The sequence below is a fragment of the Qipengyuania aurantiaca genome, assembly GCF_019711375.1.
GTDB lineage: Bacteria > Pseudomonadota > Alphaproteobacteria > Sphingomonadales > Sphingomonadaceae > Qipengyuania > Qipengyuania aurantiaca.
In genome coordinates this window covers 1,802,680-1,822,821 of the sequence record NZ_CP081295.1, presented here as the reverse complement: position 1 = coordinate 1,822,821, position 20,142 = coordinate 1,802,680, and the positions used below count along the sequence as shown (strand labels likewise).

Genomic DNA, 20,142 nt, shown 5'->3' with positions numbered 1-20,142 from the left:
TTCCGCCCCTCCCTTCGGCAACTGGCAGCAGCACTCCTTGCAGTGCTGCTGCCTATCGCCGTGTTCGGAGGGGCGGCGCGCGCCCAGTCCATCGACAACACCGCCAATGCCAGCTGGGTATTTGGCGGAACTACCTATGAAACCGAATCCAACCTCGTTTCGATCGATATCGCGACCAGTGATGTCGCCATCACGGTGTACCGCCCCATCTCCGGAACCGGTGAAACGCTCGATTATCGGTCGTCCCGTTGTAGCTCGGCTGGATTCAGCACGAGTGCGGGTACGAACGAGGTCCAAACGGCCAATGTCCAGCGGACGACTGAAATTTCTGCTGGAAACCAATTTTTCTTCGAGATCTCCGCGCCTCTCGCGAATCTCAATCCCTCTGCGGTCGATATCCTTCACGCGACGCTTGTCAGCAGCACCGGCGACCGGGAGCAGATTACGGTCTACGAAACCGGTGAGAATACCGGCGTTTTCGTAGGCTCGATTGCCACGCACAGGGTTCCTCCGAACTTTATTGCTGAAGATTGCCGCCTGGGCGTGATCGATCAGGGAATCATCCAGATCGGTGTTTCTCCCGTCGGCTCCACCACCTATATCGTCACGGCCGAGGTCGACGTCGACGCGCCGTCTTTCAACACGGTCTTCGACAGCGAGACAGGCGAGGCCGTCACGGGTGCGCGCGTTACGCTGGTTGATGTCGCGACGGGCCAGCCCGCCCTCGTTTACAGTGAAGATGGTATCACTGTCTGGCCTGCCACCGTCGTGACCGGCCAACCTATCACGACGGCGGCGGGCGATGTCGTTCCAATGGGGCCCGGCCAGTTCTGGTTTCCGGTTGTACCCGAAGGCACCTATCGCCTCCTTGTGGAGCCTCCTTCGCCCTACACGGCGCCGTCGCAAGCGTCACCTGCGCTGCTTGCGAGCCTGACCGGAAGCAATGGCGAGCCATTCGTAATCGTCGATGCATCCTTCGGCGGCACAACCGACGTAGCCGTACCGGGCAGCCTTCGCCTCGACATTCCTCTCGACCGTCCCGGCCTCGCGGTCGGCGTGACGAAGACGGCTTCGCGCCAGATCGCGCAGCCTGGCGATGTCGTGCTCTATACGATCAGCATCACGAATCAGGACACGTCTCGCCCGAGGCGAGATGTGACTGTCACCGATGTGCCGTCGCGGTGGTTGCGACTGCGCAGGGATTCGATCCGCATCGACGGAGAGGCAGCCGGCACGAGGGTCGCTATTTCAGACGACGCTTCCCGTATCGATTTCGATATTGGCACCCTTAATCCGGGCCAGACTGTCCGCATTACCTATGCCATGACCGTAAGTGCCGATGCACCTCCGGGCGAGGCGGAAAACCGCGTAATTGTGAATGATCTGCTCGGACGGGAAACCGTGGGCGGCAATGCGATCAGGATCGAACGCGAGACAATCGCCGGACGCATGACAATTATCGGTCGGGTTACTGCCGGCGAATGCAGCCTGACCGAAGGCCGTGCAGGAATTGCAGGCGTGCGCGTCATGCTGGAGGACGGCAGTTTCTCCGTAACCGACGCGGACGGTCGCTATCATTTCGAAGGCGTGCTCCCCGGCACGCATGTCGTCCAAGTTTCGCGCATGACCCTTCCCGATGGCGGCGAATTCCTGGATTGCCATCGCGACACGCGTTCGGCCGGCAGCGCGATTTCCCGCTTCGCCATCGGTCAGGGCGGCTCACTGGTTGTCGCCGATTTCCATGCCGTCCTGCCGGAAGGCGCGATGGTTGAGAATGAATTCAGCGCAGGCGGTGTCGACGCAGCGGCCAGCGCCGACACTCCTGCCGAGCAGGCCGAAACTGACTGGCTTGCACTGGGCGATGGCCCCGATGGCTGGCTCGTGCCGACCCTCGATCACAACCCGCGCGCGCCGGCTATCCGCGCCGTGATCCGTCATCGCAAGGGCCAGAAGATTGCTCTGCGCGTAGACGGCAAAGACGTCGATCCTCTCCTGTTCGAAGGAACGCGCAATGCCGAGGAAGGCAAATATGCGATCAGCGCCTGGCGCGGTATCCCGCTGCGGCAGGAACGGACGCGGTTGAGCGCCGACATAATCAATACTTTCGGCGGCATCAACGAAACGATTGAACGGGACGTCTACTTCACAAGCGTCCCGGCGAAGGCGGAACTCGTCGAGGAACGGTCCAACCTCGTGGCCGACGGACGGACCTCGCCGACCATCGCCGTGCGCATCCTTGACCGCAACAACCGACCCTTGCGCGCTGGTGTCTCGGGCGAATTCACGGTGAACGCCCCCTATCAGAGCGCCGAACAGCTCGAACGTATGCAGCTGAACCAGCTGACCGGGCTCGGAGTCTCTTCGGCACGCTGGACAATCGAGGGGAATGACGGGGTTGCGCTCATCGAACTTGCGCCCACGATGGTCAGCGGGTCGCTCGATCTCGGTTTTCGCTTCGATGATGGCGAAATCATGCGCGAACAGGTGGTGAAGACATGGATCGAGCCAGGCGATATCGAATGGACCGTCATCGGCCTCGCCGAAGGTTCCATCGGTGCCCGCTCCGTAGCTGACAATATGGAACGGACGGGTCGGTTCGACAGTGATCTTGGAGATGACGCGCGCGTCGCGCTTTATGCGAAAGGCCGCGTGCTCGGGAAATACCTCGTCACGCTTGCTTATGACAGCGCCAAGCAGGAAGACGACCAGCGGCTGCTCGGCACGCTGGATCCCAACGCCTATTACACCGTCTTCGGTGATGCTTCGAGCCGCCAGTTCTACGCTGCTTCGAGGGAGAAGCTTTATCTCCGCATCGAAACCGCCATGTTCTATGCGATCTATGGCGATTTCGAGACCGGCTTCGACCGGACCCGGCTGGCGCGCTACAACCGCACTGCCACGGGGGTGAAGGGTGAGGCCCGGATTGGCGAAATCCAGGTCGAAGCTTTCGCTGCGGACATTTCCACCGGCTTCCGTCGTGATGAGATCCAGGGTCAGGGCATCTCGGGGCCCTATCGCCTTTCCACCCGCTCGATCGTCGCCAACTCGGAACAGGTGACCCTGGAAGTGCGTGACCGCTTCCGTTCGGAGCTGATCGTGGCAAGCCGCAAGCTGGAACGCTTCGTCGACTACGATGTCGACATGCTCTCGGGCACGATCACGTTCAAGCAACCGGTTCTCAGCCGCGATTTCGACCTCAACCCGCAGTTCATTGTCGTCACCTATGAAACCGATGGTCGCGATGGCGGGGAGCTCAATGCCGGCGTCCGTGCGGAGTGGATCGACAAGACCGACACCGTGCGCATCGGTGCCAGCGCCATCACCGACAAGGCCGACGATGCGCGCACGACGATCGCCGCGCTCGACATGCGCGCCGAGCTCGATCCGTCGACCACCGTGCACGCGGAACTCGCAATCAGCGAAAGCGGCGGCGAGATGGCGACCGGCTGGCTCATCGAGGCGCAGCACCAGACCGGCAACCTCGACGTGCTTGCCTACGCTCGTTCGGTGGAAAGCGAATTCGGAGTCGGCCAGCAGAACGGCGCCGAGCTCGGGCGCACCAAGGTCGGTGTCGATGCGCGCGTGAAGATCGACGAGCACCTGTCGGTTCTGGGCAGCGTCTGGCACGACGACAGCCTCGATAACGAGAGCCAGCGTCGCGCAGCACAGATCGAGTTGGGTTACACGAACGAACAGAACGATTACCGTCTTGGCATCGCCCACTTCAACGATCGCGTGGCAGACGGGTCCTACAACACCTCGACCGTGGTTGAAGGCGGCGCCACCCGGCGGATGCTGGACAACAAGCTGGAAGTAAGTGCATCCACCAGCGTCGCCTTGGACCAGGCGGAGTCTACCGACCTTCCGACGCGTCACCGCATCGGTGCCCGGTACTCGCTGACCGAGAATGTGCGCGTTGTCGGCCTTTACGAGATTGCGGACGGCGAAACTGTGGACGCCCGCACCATCAAGGGCGGTCTCGAAATCACCCCGTGGCAGGGTGCGCAGGCAGTAACCTCGATCGGCAAGCAGCGGATCGACGAGCGCGGTGAACGCAGCTTCGCTGCGTTTGGTCTGACGCAAACCCTGCCGCTCACTCCCGAACTTACCATTGATGCGACCCTGGATGGTAACCTGACCTTGGATAGCGATCCGGCCATTGCCGACATCGTGAACCCGCAGCATCCTCTTTCAAGCGGCGGTCAGCTGGGTCAGCAGGGCACGTTGCTCGAGAGCTTCACGGCAGCAACATTCGGTGCGGCCTACCGTCGCGACCGTTGGAGTGTGACAGGCCGCGCCGAGTATCGTGACGGCGAATTCGCAGATCGCAAGGGCGCCACCATCGGAGCCATCCGCCAGCTCGGCGAAGGCTCGATCGTCGGTTCGGGCCTGACCTGGACCCACGCCGAAGGCGAGAATGGTACGGCCAGTGAAATTCTCGATGCAGCAATTGCTCTTGCGCACCGCCCCGACCAGTCCGAGTTCGCCTTCCTTGGCAAGCTCGAATACCGCAGCGATCAGATCTGGAATGCGGTTGAAGGCGAAGCGGGACCTGCCGGACGCACCGCCCTTACCATCGACGGCGACGCGCTTTCCCGGCGCCTGATCGGAAGCTTCTCCGGCAATTGGTCTCCCGATGGCGTGGATGAGGACGGCAATCTGTTCCGCCGCGACGAATACGGCCTTTTCTTCGCAGCGCGTTACAATTTCGACCGCATCGCGGATTACGATCTTTCGGGCACTGCTCTCCTCGTCGGCACCGATGTCCGCATCGGTATCGGGGACCGCTTCGAGATCGGCGGACGCGGGACCCTGCGCACTAGCCTTAGCGATGGCACCGCGAGCTTTTCGGCGGGGCCTCATATCGGCTTCGTTCCGGTCGACGGTGCCTTGCTAACCATCGGTTACAACATCTACGGCTTTCGCGACGAGGATTTTTCGGCAGCCCGGCAGACCGATCAGGGCCTTTATGCGACGGCTCGCGTGAAGCTCGATGGCGACAGTCTTTCGATCCTGGGGCTGAACCGATGAGCGGAGCAATCGCAGTGACGCGCATTTTCAAGCAGCTGGCAGGCCTGTTCGGCTTATGGTTTGGGCTGTTCTTTTGGGCTGCTGCGGCGCAGGCCCAAACCGCAACGATCGACTGGGCTACTGCGGGGGTGACCAACCTGACGGCGGTGCCCAATCCAACTGTCGTGACCGGCTCGGACCGCACGACCGCCACTGTGACCTATTCCTCCGTAGTCAGCGGTACCGGCTCCTTCGTGCCGTCTTACGGCGGTTTCCTGAGCTATTACACCGGAACAATCGGCAGTGCCGCCCAGCCCCTCCTGCTCAATTTCGACAATTCGCAATACGATCCGAACGACAAGGTCACCGCTACCTTCACTCTAAGTCAGACGGTCAGGAATCTGAGCTTCACACTCACCGACATCGATAACGGTGCGTTCGCCGACGCCATCGAAGTCTATTACGACAATGGCTCGGGCGTATTCGTCAACGCTGCTTCGACCCCCTCGTTCTGGGCGGCGGAAAGCGCAGTGACCCGGACCAACAATTCAACGGTCAACGGTTGGCGCGGCACAGCCAATGTCGAAACCTTGTCGACCAATGGTGACCTGCAGTTCAATTTCGGCAGTACCGGCGTCAAGCGGATCAGGATCGTCTATTTCAGCTATACGGGAACCGGGGACCCGAGCGGTCAGTTCACCGGAATTTCCGATTTTACCTATTCCGCCCCCGGAGCGGACTTGTCGCTGACGAAGTCGCTTGTCAGCGACATTCCGGTACAGGGCGGAACCGCAACCTATCGCCTGACGCTCACCAACAGCCCGTCCTCGCTCGAAACGGCAACTGGCATTACGGTCAGGGATAATCTTCCTTCCGGATTCACCTTCGATTCGTCTTCCGGTAGCGGTACGTTCAATTCTGCGACCGGCACCTGGTCTATCGCCAGCCTGGCTCCCGGCGCATCGGTTTCCATCGATATTTCCGGCACGGTTTCGTCGGTATCGGGAACCAGCGTCACAAACACAGCCGAGGTAACGGCGAGCAGTGTCACCGACCGGGATTCCATACCCAATAACGGTGTTACAACCGAAGACGATTTTGCCAGCGTTTCGTTCACCGTGGCCAACGGTCGCGTGGCAGGAACGCCTCCTGAGCTCGTCTGCCCCAATGGCTCGACGATATTCGATTGGGATTCCCCGTCGGTGAGCTGGACCGCCGGATCGACGAACAACAGCTATGCCTTGGCCAGTTTCGGCAATATCGGGTTCGCGATCTCCAACACGGGCACCTATGTCACTGCGGTGGAGTTCGGCGGCACATCGCCGACGCTCCAGTCGACCTTCACCGGAGGGCTGTCTCCAACCGAACGCAACCTGGCCGTCATCACAAACCAGACGTCGCAAGGCGGTTCGGCGACAATCACAATCAGTCTTCCCCGCGGTTTCGAAGGGTTGCAGTTCACGATTTTCGACGTCGATTTCGCCTCCGGACAGTTTGCGGACCGAGTGACCGTAACCGGCAGTTTGTCCGGCAGTTCGGTGACGCCCGTCCTTACAAACGGCAACTCGAATTACGTGAGCGGCAATGTCGCGATCGGTGACGCGGCTTCGGACAGCGATTCCGGGCGGGGAAATCTGACCGTCACATTCACTCACAAGATCGACACCGTCACGATCAGCTACGGCAATCACACGACCGCGCCCGCTGACCCTGGCAACCAGGGGATCGGTCTCCACGACATTGAGATGTGCCTCCCCTACACCACGGTATCTGTCACCAAGGTGAGCAGCGTGGTATCGGATCCGGTAAACGGCTCGACCAATCCCAAGGCTATTCCGGGAGCCGTAGTGGAATATCTGATTAGCGTGACCAACACCGGCGCGGAAGCCGCCGATGCCGATAGCGTTTCGGTAACCGATGATGCGCCTGCCGATGCCAAGATGTGCCTGTCGACCTTCGGCGGAGGAAGCGGGCCGATCATGTTTAACGCAGGTACGCCATCCTCCGGTCTTTCATACAGCTACCTTGCACTCGACAGCGCTGGTGACGACTTGGAATTTTCCTCTGATGGAGGGGCGAGCTGGAGCTATGTCCCGTCGCCGGACAGCGACGGCTGCGATGCGAACATCAGTAACTTCCGCGTGAAACCCGGTGGTTCATTCGCCGCATCTGCAACATTCAGCCTGCGCGTCCGCTTCGTCATTGAATAACGCTGCGGGAATATCTTCCAACCTGGCGTCGCGCAGGTGAAATCTTCCTTTTTTGCCTCGCACATTGTCGTCGACCGCCCGCCTGTGTCCGAAGCCATTGCTTCTAAGGATAAGCTCTTTGAGGAAAATGAGAACTTTGATCCGCAACCTTTAACGCTCTTCCCGCCCGTCCGATTGGGTGCGAAGTTCTTAGGCGGATTTCGCAGCGGTTTTCGGTGTTGCCTTGGCGACAGAGTACCTACCCATTGCTGCTATAGCGCTGACAATTGAGGCCCAATATGAACCAATCAATCACCAAGTTACCTATACATCACCTCGCAAAGCTAAGGTAACTTTTCAAACCATGGGGAACTGGCGCGCCCGGCAGGACTCGAACCTGCTGCCTCAAGATTAGAAGTCTCGCGCTCTATCCAGATGAGCTACGGGCGCGCGCTGCCATCCCCATAACGCGGCTTTGCGTCAGCGCCAATCGGCGATAGTCAGCGCGCTATGGATAAGACCCCGGACACCGCGCCCCCGTCGCAGACGCCGCCGCCGCGCTTTCGCTATTACGATCTCGTGATGGCGGCCTTCGTCACGATCTTGCTGCTGTCGAACCTGATCGGGGCCTCCAAGCCCAGCTACGTCACCTTGCCGTGGGTAGGCCAATGGTCCTTCGGCGCGGGCGTGCTGTTCTTCCCGGTGAGCTACCTCATCGGCGACATCCTGACCGAGGTATACGGTTACGCCCGCGCGCGACGGGTGATCTGGACGGGTTTTGCGGCACTGCTGTTCATGGCCTTCATGGCCTGGGTGGTGGTGCAACTGCCGCCGGCGGAAGGCTGGCCGGGGCAGGCATCCTACGAATTCGTCTTCGGCAACAGCTGGCGCATCGTGCTAGCCTCGATCGTGGCTTTCTGGGCGGGCGAGTTCGCCAACAGCTTCGTGCTCGCCAAGATGAAGGTCTGGACCGAGGGACGACACTTGTGGATGCGCACCATCGGTTCGACCGTGGTGGGACAGGGTCTCGACAGCCTGATTTTCTATCCGCTGGCCTTCTGGGGCCTTGCCGGGTGGCCGGTGGAATTGCTGTGGCAAGTGGTCCTGTCGCAATGGCTGATCAAGACACTGTGGGAGGCGCTGCTCACGCCAGTGACCTATCTGGTGGTTGGCAAGCTGAAGCGCGCCGAGGGGGTCGAGATCTTCGACAAGGACACCGACTTCTCGCCCTTCGCCAGCTCTGCGAAGGCGCGATGAAAAAAGGGGCGGCTCCCGCAAAGGAGCCGCCCCCAGATACCCCAGAAGACCTCGGGGTTTTGCTAGAACTTCGCGCCCACCGCGATGCCGTAGCGCCGCGGGTCGAGGGTGAAGATATTGGTGAAATTGCCCGACGATGCGTCGGTCAGATAAAGCCCAGTGACCGAGTCGGAATCGAACACGTTCTGGACAAAGCCGCGGACATAGAACCGCTGGTCGGGCGAGTTGAGCTGCATCTGCGCGTTCGCCTGAACGAAAGGCTCGATACGGTTCACGTTGCCGTTGAACACATTGCCGTACTGCTCTCCGGTCATGGCGACGTCGACGCGCGGGACGAGCGTCCACCCGCTGCCGAACTCGGCGGTGTACTGGACACCGATCGACGCCTTGAGTTCTGGCGCTTGCGGCAGCTTGTTGCCGAGCAGATTGACCTCGACCCCGGGGCTCAAAACCGCGAGCGGACCGAAACCGTCGATGAAGGGCTGCAACGGCGCTAGATCGGGATTGACGGCTCCGATCGCTCCGGCTGCGGCTGCCGCATAGATATCGCAGATGCCGAAAGCGCCCGACGAGGCGATACCGCCATCTGCCGGGAATTCGCTCGTGCCCTGAAGTCCGAGGATAGGGTTCAGGAAATTGACGAAGCCATCCGCACCTGCGCCCGTAATCGCGCACAGCGAACCGTTGCCGAGATCCTTGATGATCACGGCATCCGGATCGCCCCCGCCTGGATCGCGCGGATTGGAGAAGAACTGGTCACCTGCGACCTCGGCGTTGAGGTAGCTGACATTCATGTTGATCAGCCAGTTGTAGCTTGGCGACAAGATCGTCTCGAGTTCGATACCCCAGATATCGGCATCGATCGTATCGTTGACCGAAGTGCGCGCGACGATGCGGCTGAGCTGCAGATCGCTGTATTTGTAGTAAAAACCGGTCAAATTGATCTGCGCCGCACCGTTGCCGAAGGTGTTCTTCGAACCGATTTCGAACGCATCGATGCTTTCGGAACCGAAGCTCTCCTGGACATCGAAAATCGGTGACAGCGGCGGGTTGATACCGCCCGACTTGTATCCCCTCGAATAAGAGAAATAGACGTTATTGTCGGGTGAAATCTCGTAGTCGATGACCGCACGACCGGTGATCTCGTTGAAGGACACCTCGCGCACCTGCAAATCTTGAACACCGTCAGTCCCCGGATCGGCGTCGTAGCCGCCGACGAACGGCGAGGCGAAGGGATCGTCATTGCTGAACGGGTTGAGGAAACTTGCCAGCGTGGTACGGGCCGACACCGTTTTCTTGTCATCATTGTAGCGCAGGCCCGCCGTCAGGCTGAGCCGGTCGGTGATATCGAAATAGACCTCGCCGAAAATGCCGAAGCTTTCCAGTTTGAAGTCGGTCGTGTTGTTGCGGTACATCGAGGTCGCGAGATAGGAGGGCGGAAGCCCGTTAGCCAAAGCGCTGAACGTCCCGAGGATGCCGGTCGCGTAATCGAGACCGAACGAGTTCACGTAGTAGCTGTTCTCATCGACTTCGCTTTCAGCGTAGATCCCGCCTACAAGGAAGTTGAACGGACCATCGAAATCGCTCGACAGGATCGCTTCTGCCGACCACGAGGTCTGGTACTGGACCGATCGGTCGAAAGCGAGCGGCACGTCGGAGCAGACTGAATTGCCCTCATAGGCCCCGCGGTTCTCGTCGTCATTGTCGGATGTGCAGAGGACGCCGTTTGGACCGCCGGGGATCAGAGCCTCGGCGATCGGCGCGAAGTAAGCGTTCGTGCCGGGCACGAAGCCAAGTATCGCGCCGGTGTCGGGATCGGTGATCGGAAGCCCGTTATCGGCAAAGAATTGAAGCGTGTTCAGGCCGGTCGCATAGCCGGCCCGGCTCTGTACGCCGAGGTTGTAGTCCTGGCGCGAGTCGACCGTCGTCTCCTGATAAATGCCGGTCACCGACAGGTTCATGTCGCCCAGACCCTGATCGAGATGCGCCTGAAGCTGCAACTCGTCGGCATAATATTCCGGCGTGAAGGGCGTGTTGACGGTACGGACATCGTCCGGCTCGTCGAAATTCGCGAAGGCATCGGTTTCATAAACGCTGCCGAGCGCAAAGGCCTCTGGGATCCCCTGTAGGCTGAACAGTTCGCGCGATGTCAGCACGCTTGCGAGAGTTGAGTTCGCATTGGTGCTGTCGAAATCGCGACGTGTGGCGAGGCAGCCCAACACCCCGGTCGGATCGCGCTGGCAGGTCTGCTTCTGGATACGCAGGCGGTCGTCGTCCTCCTCGAAATAGAAGCCCATCAAATCGATGGTGGTGGAGGCCGTCGGCTCGAAGCGGATCGAGCCGCGCACGGCGAACATGTCGCGCCCGTCGATGTCCGAATTGTCGTAGAGGTTTTCGGTATAGCCGTCGCGGTTGAGGTAGTAACCCGCCACGCGCACGCCGATGGCATCGCCCACCGGCACGTTGACCATGCCCTTGGCGCGAATGCTGTTGTAATTGCCGTATTCGAATTCGGCCGCCGCGCCGAAGCCCGAAAGATCAGGCTTGGCGGTGACCACGTTGACCACGCCGGAGGTGGCGTTGCGTCCGAACAGCGTGCCTTGCGGGCCGCGCAGGACCTCGACGCGTTCGAGGTCGAAATACTCGATCTCGAACAGGCGGGTCCCGAACAGCGGCGATCCATTCACATGGATCGCGGTCGCCGCGTCGCAGGTGACGCCGACGCACAGGTCGCCGATCCCGCGGATGGTGAAGCTGGACGCCGTGAAGTTCGACTTGGTGAAGGAGACGTTGGGCAGCGTCAGCTGAAGGTCGCTCGCGTTCTCGATCTGCTGCGCTTCGAGAGCTTCGCTGTCGAAGGCGCTGACCGCGATCGGCACTTCCTGCAGGCTTTGCGCCTGGCGCTGCGCGGTCACGATGATGATGCGTTCGTTGTCGGTCGTTTCGGCGATACCGGATTCGCTGTCGTCGCCGGTGACGTCCTGAGCGTAGGCTGGAACTGCGATTGCACCGGCACAAATGCCGGCCATCAGGGTGGCCCTGATCCTCATAAACCCTCTCCTCATCCCCGGCCGCTCATGACGGCGGCCTGACGCGAAGCTAACACACATTCGTATGCGCGCAAGGTTTGGCGCAGGAATGTTGCGCAAAAACGCTGCTTTGCGACCGGTTGTTGCAGTGCAGCAATTTCACGATACGCAATTGACGCTACGGCATGGCGGTACGCCAGCCGGGTTCCTTTACGGCATTGCGGGTTTGGTCAGACGAGCTCGTGGCTTTGGGCGATCTGCGAGATCCCGCGACGCCCGTTCGAATCGCGGGATAATTGCACCACCACGTCGATGACGCTCGCCGCATAAGCGACGGTGTCCGACCGCGTCAGCCCGATGCCGGTCTGCATCACCATCAGCGACAACTGCTCAAGCGCGCCGCGCAGGGAATTGGCATGGATTGTCGAGAAGCTGCCCGGATGGCCGGTGTTGATGGCGCGCAGAAAGCTAACGCTTTCGGCCCCGCGCAATTCGCCCAGCACGATGCGGTCGGGGCGCAGGCGCAGCGCGGCCTGCAGCAACTCGTTGGCGGTGACCTTGGCCTCGCCCAACTCGCCCTTCACCGCAACGAGCCCGACACCGTTCTCGCCGGGCAGTTTCAGTTCCGGCGTATCCTCGACCAGCACCACGCGCTCGTGCCCGGGTATCTCGCCGAGCATGGCGTTGAGGAAGGTCGTCTTGCCGGTGCTTGTGCCGCCCGAGACGAGGATGGTGCGGCGCTGGCGGATCGCCTCGCGCAGGAACGCGACGGGCTCGGCCTGCGGGTCGGGCATGGGCCCGGGCTGGGCCGGGGTGAGCGGACCTGTGTCATAAGCGTCGAGCGGCAGGTCCAGCCGACGGTGGCGGCGGATCGCCATGGCCCAGTGCTTGCGCGCGGCCGGGGGGCCGCAGAATTGGACGCGCGCACCGTCGGGCAGCGTGGCGCCGAGCAGCGGGTGTTCGCGGTTGATGCCTTGGTGGCTGACACGCGCCACCTGTTCGGCAAGGCGCTGGATCAGGCGGTCGTCGATCTCGGGCCGCAGGACTTTCTGCATACCGCCGGCACCGGCGTCTTCGATCCAGACCTCACCGGGCCGGTTGACGAGGATCTCGGTGACCGTGTCGCGCTCCAGCCATTCGGCGAAGGGCTTCAGATAGGCATCGAGATAGACGCTGCGCTCGTCATGCAGATCGACGTTCGGCGCCTCCTCATCCGGATTTTCGTCCGGCAGGAAGGGGTGGATGTCGGCGGTCACTGTGGCCGTTCCTCAGCTGACCTTCGAGAAATCGAGGTCGCGCGCGGTGAAGATGCGGATCGGCTCGCCCTGACGCACGCGCACGGTGGGCGAACGCTTGCCGTCCTGCTCGGCAGCAGAGGCGGCCGCCGAGGCCCCGCCGCCGCCCAGCACGACCGCGCCGGCACCGCCCGTTGCCAGAGTGCCGAGGCCGCCGACGACCGACAGCAGCATGGCCGAGCCGAAGCGCTTGAAGAAGCCGTTACCCGAAACCTTGCCCTCGAGGCCCGTGGTGCCATCGAACCCGATGGCGGGCGAGGCGAGATTGACCGAGGCGCCGTCGGGCCGGATAAGCCGCGTCCAGATGACATAGGCGCGCTTTTGCCCGTTCTGCATGCCGGACTGATATTGCCCGATGAGACGGCTCGAACGCGGCACCAGCACCTGGCTGCCGTCGAAGCTGCGCACGTCCTGGCTGACCACGGCGCGGACATAACCCGGCACGTTGGTGTCGATGGCGGTCTCGAGGATCGCGGGGATCAGCGTGCCTTGCGTGACGGTGGTCGCCGGGTTGACCATCGCCTTGGCCTGGGCGGGAGCGCCGCCGACACCGCCCACGCGGCTGGCGAAATCTGTGGCGGAGCCTGAAGAGGCGGTCGCAGTTCCCTCGACGCCTTCCGCGCCCACTGCAGCAGGCGCGCCAGCTACCGTCGAACCCGCATCGAAGACGACAGTCGGCGTGTTGTAGGGATTGGCATAGGCTTGCGCTTGCGGCTGCGGAGCAACCTGCGGCTCGGCAACCGGCGCGTAGCCCGAAGGCTGCTGCACCGGAGCGGCAGGCGTGACCACCGCAGGAGCCGGCGCGGCAACTTGCGCCACGGGCGCTTCGACCGGCTGCTGGCCGCCGACGCTCGGCTGTTCGGGCAGGCGCGAGGCGCTCATGCTCCAGAGCGTCACCGCGCCAAGACCCGCCACGATGGCGATGCCGGCAACCATGCCCATGGCATCGCCCTTGCCGCCCGGACGCGCCACGGCGGGAAAGGCGTTGCGCTGCGCAAGGTCGATGACTTCGGCGTCGGTGTCGTCACGCGGATCAGTGTCGTTGGCGACCTTGCCGGTCTCGGGAATTCGGTTTGCAAGACGCATCAATTGTCTCCCTTGCGGGCTAGGCCCGTTTCGCCAAGCGGCACGGAGGCGCGCTCGGGCCCGGTGTTGACCAGCGTCGCGCTCTCTTCGCCCGCGCGCAAGATGATCGAGCGCGGCACGCCGTCGATCACGACGGTTTCGCCGCGCACGCTGTAATTGACCGGTCCTTCGACACCCTTGGAATTGGTGACGAGGATGGCCGGCACCTCGCGTCCGGTCGGCCAGGTGAGGAAGGTCGCCTCGCCATCGTCGAACGCGCGTTCGGGCAGCAGCGTCGATGCACCCTCGCCGTTCCAGGCGAAATTCAATTCGGCCGGATCGACCGCGGAAAAAGGATCAGCCGGCGCCGCCTGCGTCGCGGCAGCCTCGGCCATGCGAGCCTTGCGCGCCTCTTCTTCCGGGTCGACCGGATAATCGAAGCGCAGCACGTAGAGCGGCTTTGCCGCCGGGCTGGCGACGAGGTCGAAGAGATAGGTCCGCTTGGTCGTGACCACCGTCAGATTGGTCGCGGCGCGCGGTTCGAGCGGCTTCACGAAAAGGATATTGGCGCGCTTGTTCGGCGTGACCTGCCAGCTTTGCGAATTGCCGATGGCGACGTTTTCGATCGTCTCGTCCTCACCGAAGATGATGCTGGCCTGCACGTTCACGCGGCCCGGCAGGGTGAAGACCTCGTATTCGTCGTACATCACCTCCTGCAGGCGCGGATCGGCCAGCGCCGGGGTGGCGAGGAGCGAGAGGGAGAGCGCGGCGAGAGCGACGCGTTTCATGAGCTTTTCTCCGTAGAACCGAGACTGCGCGGCGGGGCAGCCTTGAACCGGCTGCCGATCCCCGTCGTGCGGCTTGGACCCTGACTGACAGGACCCGTTTGAGCGCCGCCTGAAGCGGTGGCGTAATCCTTGGTGGTGCGCGAGACGGTGCCCGCGCTGTCGTTTGCGGCGGCGCCGGTCGCAACGGCCGAGACATCGATCCGCCGCGCCTGCTCGCTCGCCTGAGTTGCCGCCTGCGCCTGCGCAAGCGGCTGGACAAGCTGCGGCGCGGGTGCCGGGGGCGCCGCCGGAGCGGCGGACGCGGTCTCGGCGGAGGGCACGAGGCCGAACACGCTCCAGCCCGAGACCATGGCCGAGGCGACCTTGAACACCATCACCATCAGCGCGACATGCACCGCGCCGATCATGAAGAAGGCCATGCCCGCCTGCGCCGGGACGGAGCCGGGATTGGCCGTCAGCGCGGAAAGGATCGGGACCGAGAGTTCGAGCATGATCGACCCGCCCAGCACCGCGAACAGCGGCGCGAGAGCGCACATCACCAGCCCCTTGAGCCACCCCGTAAAGAGTCCGCGCGTGCCGTTGAACAGCGCCAGAACTACGAAGACCGGACCCAGCGCGACGAGTATGCCGAGCGCGATCTTGGCCGTCACCAGCAGGCCGACCGTGCCGAGCATGAAAAGCATGGCGCCCAGCCACATCATCCCCTTGGGCGAAAAGGCCGAAAAATCGCTCTCGCTGCCGCTCGCCTCCTGGATGGCGATGAAGACCACGTCGATCTTCTGCGCAAAGACGTCGGTAGCCGAGCCCTGCACGCCGGTGAGGACACCCGCCAGCCAGTCCGGCGTGAAGACGAAGATGTTCCACACTACGCTCTGGTAGGCGACCCAGCTGGTCGCAAAGGTCAGCACGAGGCCCAGCGTCATCATGCGCGGCACAAGGCTGCGCACGCCGATATTGGTGCGGCCCGTCAGCAGCAGGAAGCCAAAAACCGCGATGTAGATGGTGAGCAGCGCCGTCAGCGCATAGCTGAGCGCGCCGCCCGAAGCGAAAAGCTTGCCGAACGCGGCCGCGCTCGCTTCGCCTGCCATGCAGTCGACGCCGCGCAGCGCGGCGGCTACCCCGTTGCCTACCTGTTCGGCGGCCTGCTGGCAGGTGGCGCTGGTCATTCCGCCGCCAATCCGATCACCGGCTCGTCACCATGGGCGTGGTCCGGGCCGCCCGGCCATGCGGTGCCGGTGAGCGCGGGGAACCAGTCGGCGGGTGCATCGCCCATCGCTTCGCGCAGCAGGTCGAGACGGCGGACCGAGCTTTCGCGGCCCGAAAGCAGCGTGAGCACTTCGGGCGCGCCCGAGAGGTCGAGGCGCACCACCACGCTCGCATCGGGCTGACGCACCAGGAAGCAGCGGCTGTGCGCCGGCAGCGTGCGGATGAGCGCGAGCTCGTGGCTGGTGAGCCCGAAGCCATCGCAATAATCCTCCGCGCGGGCGCGGCTGTTGGGCATGAAGACCATGGTCGCGGTCTGCTCGACCAATGCGGTGGAAATACGGCTTTCCAGGGCATCGCGCGCCGACTGGGTGGCGAAACCGACCAGTGCGTTGCGCTTGCGCAAAGTCTTCAGCCAGTCGCGGATCCGCGCGGCGAAGACCTCGTCGTCGAGCGCCTTCCAGCCCTCGTCGATCAGGATCATCGTTGGCTTGCCATCAAGGCGCTCCTCGATCCGGTGGAAGAGGTACATCATGGTCGGCGTGCGCAGCTTGGGGTTTTCCAAGAGCGCGGTCATGTCGAAGCCGAGCACGCGGGCGGTGAGGTCGAGCTGGTCGTCCTCATTATCGAACAGCCATGCGTTCTCGCCCGAATTGATCCATGCGCCAAGACGGTCGGCCAGATCGCCCGGTTGCGGACGGCGCGTGCCGGAGAGCAATTCCCGGAAATGGCGCAGGCGGCGCAAGCTTGCGTCGTTGGCATAGGCCGCATCCACAGCCGCCGCGATGGTCGTCTGTTCTTCCGGCCCCTCGGCCTTCAGCAGCACACCCAGCCAGTCGCGCAGGAAGGCGCGGTTGCCCGGCGTATCGGGCAGCGCCATCGGGTTGAAGCCGGTCGGCTCCCCTGCGCGGATGCTGTCGTAGCGCCCGCCGATCCCGCGCACGAAGAGTTCCGCGCCGCGGTCCTTGTCGAACAGGATGGTGCGGGGCGCGAACTTCTGCGCCTGCGCGGCGAGGAAGTTCATCACCACGGTCTTGCCCGAACCCGACGGCCCGATGACCGAGAAATTGCCGAGGTCGCCGTGGTGGAAGTTGAAGAAGAAAGGCGTCGCGCTGGTGGTCTCCAGCAGCGTCACCGCCTCGCCCCAGTGATTGCCCTGCGCCTGCCCCAGCGCAAAGCCGTGCAGCGAACCAAAGCTCGCCATATTGGCGCTGGAGATCAGCGCACGGCGAACAAGATAGCCCTCATTCCCGGGGAACTGGCCCCAGAAAGCGGGTTCGAGATTGGTGTCCTCGCGCACGGCAATCGCGCCGGTATCGCCCAGCGCGGCGGCGCAGGCGGCGGTCGCATCGTCGAGGCGGGCAAGGCTCGTTTCCTTGACCATCACGGTGAGGTGGTGGTCGCCGAACCCGACCGCGCCATTCCCCAGCGCATCGCGCGCGGCCATCATGTCGGCGCGCTCGGCCACGGCTTCCTCATCCGCGCTTTTCAGGCGGCGGATGGCAAGGTCCATGCGTTCGCGCGCCGTCTGGCGTTCGGCGGGTGCATAGCTTTCCGAGACGACCATCTCGAACGGCAGGCGCAGCAGCCCGTCGAGCAGCCCCGGGCTGGTCGCTTCGGGATAATCCTTGAGGCCGAGCATGGCGCCGAAATCGGGCGAGCCCGAACCGCGCATCTCCAGCGCGTCGAGCCCGAAGCTGACGCGGCGATAGGGCAGCATCATGCCGAGGTCGACATCGTCCGACGGTTTGCGCACCGGGCGCATTTCGCCATTATACAGCGCCGAGAGCAGCTCCAGCATCTCGGAATTCACATTGCCCTGCGGCCCGACATAATCGCCGAGGACGGTCGCACCGTAAGCGGTGAGCGAAGCCACAAGCCCCTGCGCCGCCGCGCGAAGTCCGCGCAGATCCTTGGGGTCCGCTTCAAGCTGGTGCTTGCGGCCCTTCGCCTTTTTCGAAATCCGCTCGACAAGGCCCGCCTTGCCGCGTGCGGGGCGGCGGATGAGGGTGATGAACTGGTCGTTCACGAACAGCTGGCCCGAGCCCAGCCGTTCCTTCCATCGCGCATCGATGTGGCGGCTGATCGGATCGGGGAATTCCGCATCCAGTTCCACCGACACGCGGCGGCGGATGACGTGGTGATACATGACGAAGCGCGCGTCGAGCATCGAGCGCAGCATCACCTCGCGCGTCGCCGCATGGGCGTTGAGCGCCTCGCTATCCTCGGTCTCGAACAGGAGCCCGGGGACCTGGATCGCGGTCATCACGCTGCCGTCGCGCAGCAGCACGGTGTTCTCGTCCACCAGCCTTGCATAGGGCAGGCGGTCGCCCGCGCGGGCTTCCTTCTCGCTCCAGGCGGCGGGGCCGATCCATTTGGTCTTACGCGGCATAGGAATTGCACCCCCAGCGCTTGTAGTTTGCAACGCGCGGGCACTTCGAAACCTTGGTGATCCAGAGGTCGAAAATGCGCGGTTCGCGCAGGCAGGCGAAATAGCCGACACCGTGCATGACAAGCGCGGCGAGCAGCGCCCAGAAGCTGCCGGTGATGAGGAAGACTTCGGTCGTCACGACCCCGTTGATCACGAAATAGTTGAGCGTCACGCCCGCAAACATCTGCGGGCGGGTGAGCGCTCTGTGGACGGGGTGGCGGACGAGCGCGGTCATCTTACGCGGCCACCTGCTGGATGCCCGCGACGATGCTGGCCGCACCGAAGAGGATGAAAACTCCGATGATCACGGTCGCTCCGAAACGCCAGTTGAGGCGACCGGTGAGCATCATGAAGCCGACGGCAGCCACCGCCATCACGGCCACTGCGGTCGCGACATTGCCGAGCAGCGTGCCCTGCAGCCAGGCCAGCGCGTTGACCACGGGGCCGGAGCCCGCCGGGTCCTGCTGCACGGCCTGCGCAAAGGCAGCCGAAGGGTTGAGAAGCGCGGCGAGGACCGCAAGCCTGGCGATAAGCGATTTCAAGTTACTCTACTCCCGTGAGTGATCGGCAAGGCGGCCCATGATCGAGGCCACGTAATTCTGCGTTTCGCGGATGCGCGGAATGCCTCCTGCGCGTTCCACCCGGCCCGGGCCGGCGTTATAGGCGGCGAGCGCCTTTTCGAGGTCGCCGTCGAACCGGTCGAGCTGGGCGCGAAGGTAGCGCGCCCCGCCTTCGAGGTTGGCGAAGGGATCGCGCGGATCGACACCCAAGTCGCGCGCGGTTCCCGGCATCAGCTGGGCGAGGCCCTGCGCGCCCGCCGGCGATACGGCGTCATGCCGCCAGCGGCTTTCCTGCCAGACCATCGCCTCAATCAGCGAAGGGCTGAGGTCGTAACGCGCGGCGAGTTCGGCGACTTTCGCCTTGTAAGCCTGCGGGACCGCAGCTGCGTGATCGGCCGGGTCGCCCACTATATTTTCGGGCACGTCGATCTCGGCCGGCACTTCGGCAAGCGCTTCGCCCGCGCCAAGCTCGACCGCCTGCGCAGGGGCCATCGCGGCCTGCCCGCCGGCTTTCCAGCGCGCGCCGTCCGCGTCGATCTCCAAGACATCCGCCTTCGCCGGGAAGGCGGTCAGCGCGATGCAGGACCATCCTGCAACAAGCGCCAAGTGTGCGCGAATCATGGTCGGACACCCTCCGTGCGACCCCAATGGCCATACTACATGACACTGGGGTGACAGGAAGCTGAATGCCTGTTTTTCAACAAAAGGCCCGCTCTCCGGCAAGGGAGGCGGGCCCAGTCGAGATACCCGTTGAGGGAAATTTACCGCACGGCGAGCGCCTCGTAGCCGCGAAATTCGCCGTTCTCGATCATGGCGAGGCCGCGGCGCGCAAGGACACGCGAATCGACCCAGTCCCCACTCGCGGTTTCGAGTTCGAAACGTTCGGCGTTGCGGGCCGCAGCATGGAAGCTTTCGCGAGCCGCTTCATAATCGCCCACGCGCGCGAGAGCGACGCCGTGATTGATCTGGAGCGCCGGATCACGCGGCGCTTCGGCAGCGCATCCCTCGATCGCCTGGAGCGCTTCACGCCCCTCTCCCGAGAGCAGTTCCTCATATCCGATGGTGCAATCCGCTTCGGGCGCCGAAACGATCATGACGGGACCGTCGGCGGCGACCAGAAGCGCGGCGGCAGCGATAAACGACATCTCTTATTCTCCCAGACTTGTGAGGCTGGGATGCCGCAATGTTACGGCCTCTGCAACAAAACCGTAACATTGTCATATTTCTGAAATGTGCGCGGGTCGGGCCGGAAAGCTGTTGATACTGCAACATAACGGTCACGAACCGACACAAACTGTCACACGACGCCCCTAGC

At 63.1% G+C, this 20,142-nt stretch carries 13 protein-coding genes and 1 tRNA gene; 3 read left to right on the top strand and 11 right to left on the bottom strand.

The window, feature by feature from the left end; genetic code table 11:
* The first annotated feature begins 42 nt into the window (after positions 1–42).
* Complete coding sequence (locus K3148_RS08760) at positions 43–5,031, top strand: DUF11 domain-containing protein (protein ID WP_221424449.1); 4,989 nt, start codon at positions 43–45, stop codon at positions 5,029–5,031.
* Positions 5,028–7,220 carry a DUF11 domain-containing protein gene (locus K3148_RS08755; RefSeq protein ID WP_221424448.1) on the top strand — a complete coding sequence of 731 codons (2,193 nt, stop codon included), beginning with the start codon at positions 5,028–5,030 and terminating at the stop codon, positions 7,218–7,220. The genes K3148_RS08760 and K3148_RS08755 overlap by 4 nt, the downstream gene beginning before the upstream one ends.
* A 352-nt stretch (positions 7,221–7,572) precedes the next feature.
* On the opposite strand, the gene K3148_RS08750 is transcribed toward K3148_RS08755, so the two are convergent.
* Positions 7,573–7,649: transfer RNA gene (locus K3148_RS08750), tRNA-Arg, on the bottom strand.
* A gap of 60 nt (positions 7,650–7,709) precedes the next feature.
* On the opposite strand from K3148_RS08750, the gene K3148_RS08745 reads away from it, so the two are divergent.
* On the top strand, positions 7,710–8,456 hold the full coding sequence (locus tag K3148_RS08745) for a queuosine precursor transporter (protein WP_221424447.1): 747 nt from the start codon (positions 7,710–7,712) through the stop codon (positions 8,454–8,456).
* A 62-nt stretch (positions 8,457–8,518) separates the two neighbouring features.
* Here K3148_RS08745 and K3148_RS08740 read toward each other — a convergent pair whose 3' ends face one another.
* The 10 genes from K3148_RS08740 to K3148_RS08695 form a co-directional block, all read right to left on the bottom strand.
* Positions 8,519–11,506 carry a TonB-dependent receptor gene (locus K3148_RS08740; RefSeq protein ID WP_221424446.1) on the bottom strand — a complete coding sequence of 996 codons (2,988 nt, stop codon included), beginning with the start codon at positions 11,504–11,506 and terminating at the stop codon, positions 8,519–8,521.
* 209 nt (positions 11,507–11,715) lie between these two features.
* On the bottom strand, positions 11,716–12,741 hold the full coding sequence (gene virB11, locus K3148_RS08735; RefSeq protein WP_221424445.1) for a P-type DNA transfer ATPase VirB11: 1,026 nt from the start codon (positions 12,739–12,741) through the stop codon (positions 11,716–11,718).
* Between the two features lie 12 nt (positions 12,742–12,753).
* Positions 12,754–13,866: a TrbI/VirB10 family protein gene (locus K3148_RS08730; protein ID WP_221424444.1), complete on the bottom strand. Its 1,113-nt coding sequence runs from the start codon at positions 13,864–13,866 to the stop codon at positions 12,754–12,756.
* Positions 13,866–14,633, bottom strand: coding sequence for a TrbG/VirB9 family P-type conjugative transfer protein (locus tag K3148_RS08725; RefSeq protein WP_221424443.1), 768 nt, complete (start codon positions 14,631–14,633; stop codon positions 13,866–13,868). The genes K3148_RS08730 and K3148_RS08725 overlap by 1 nt, the downstream gene beginning before the upstream one ends.
* Positions 14,630–15,799, bottom strand: coding sequence for a TrbL/VirB6 family protein (locus K3148_RS08720; protein WP_221424442.1), 1,170 nt, complete (start codon positions 15,797–15,799; stop codon positions 14,630–14,632). The genes K3148_RS08725 and K3148_RS08720 overlap by 4 nt, the downstream gene beginning before the upstream one ends.
* On the bottom strand, positions 15,796–18,228 hold the full coding sequence (locus K3148_RS08715) for a VirB4 family type IV secretion/conjugal transfer ATPase (protein WP_221424441.1): 2,433 nt from the start codon (positions 18,226–18,228) through the stop codon (positions 15,796–15,798). The genes K3148_RS08720 and K3148_RS08715 overlap by 4 nt, the downstream gene beginning before the upstream one ends.
* Positions 18,218–18,502, bottom strand: coding sequence for a VirB3 family type IV secretion system protein (locus K3148_RS08710; RefSeq protein ID WP_221424440.1), 285 nt, complete (start codon positions 18,500–18,502; stop codon positions 18,218–18,220). Before K3148_RS08710 ends, K3148_RS08715 begins: the two co-directional genes overlap by 11 nt.
* Before the next feature lies 1 nt (position 18,503).
* Positions 18,504–18,809 carry a TrbC/VirB2 family protein gene (locus tag K3148_RS08705; protein ID WP_221424439.1) on the bottom strand — a complete coding sequence of 102 codons (306 nt, stop codon included), beginning with the start codon at positions 18,807–18,809 and terminating at the stop codon, positions 18,504–18,506.
* A 6-nt stretch (positions 18,810–18,815) separates the two neighbouring features.
* Positions 18,816–19,448, bottom strand: coding sequence for a lytic transglycosylase domain-containing protein (locus K3148_RS08700; RefSeq protein ID WP_221424438.1), 633 nt, complete (start codon positions 19,446–19,448; stop codon positions 18,816–18,818).
* A gap of 140 nt (positions 19,449–19,588) precedes the next feature.
* A complete protein-coding gene (locus K3148_RS08695; RefSeq protein ID WP_221424437.1) occupies positions 19,589–19,972 on the bottom strand; it encodes a hypothetical protein in 384 nt (127 codons plus the stop codon).
* Between the last annotated feature and the right edge of the window lie 170 nt (positions 19,973–20,142).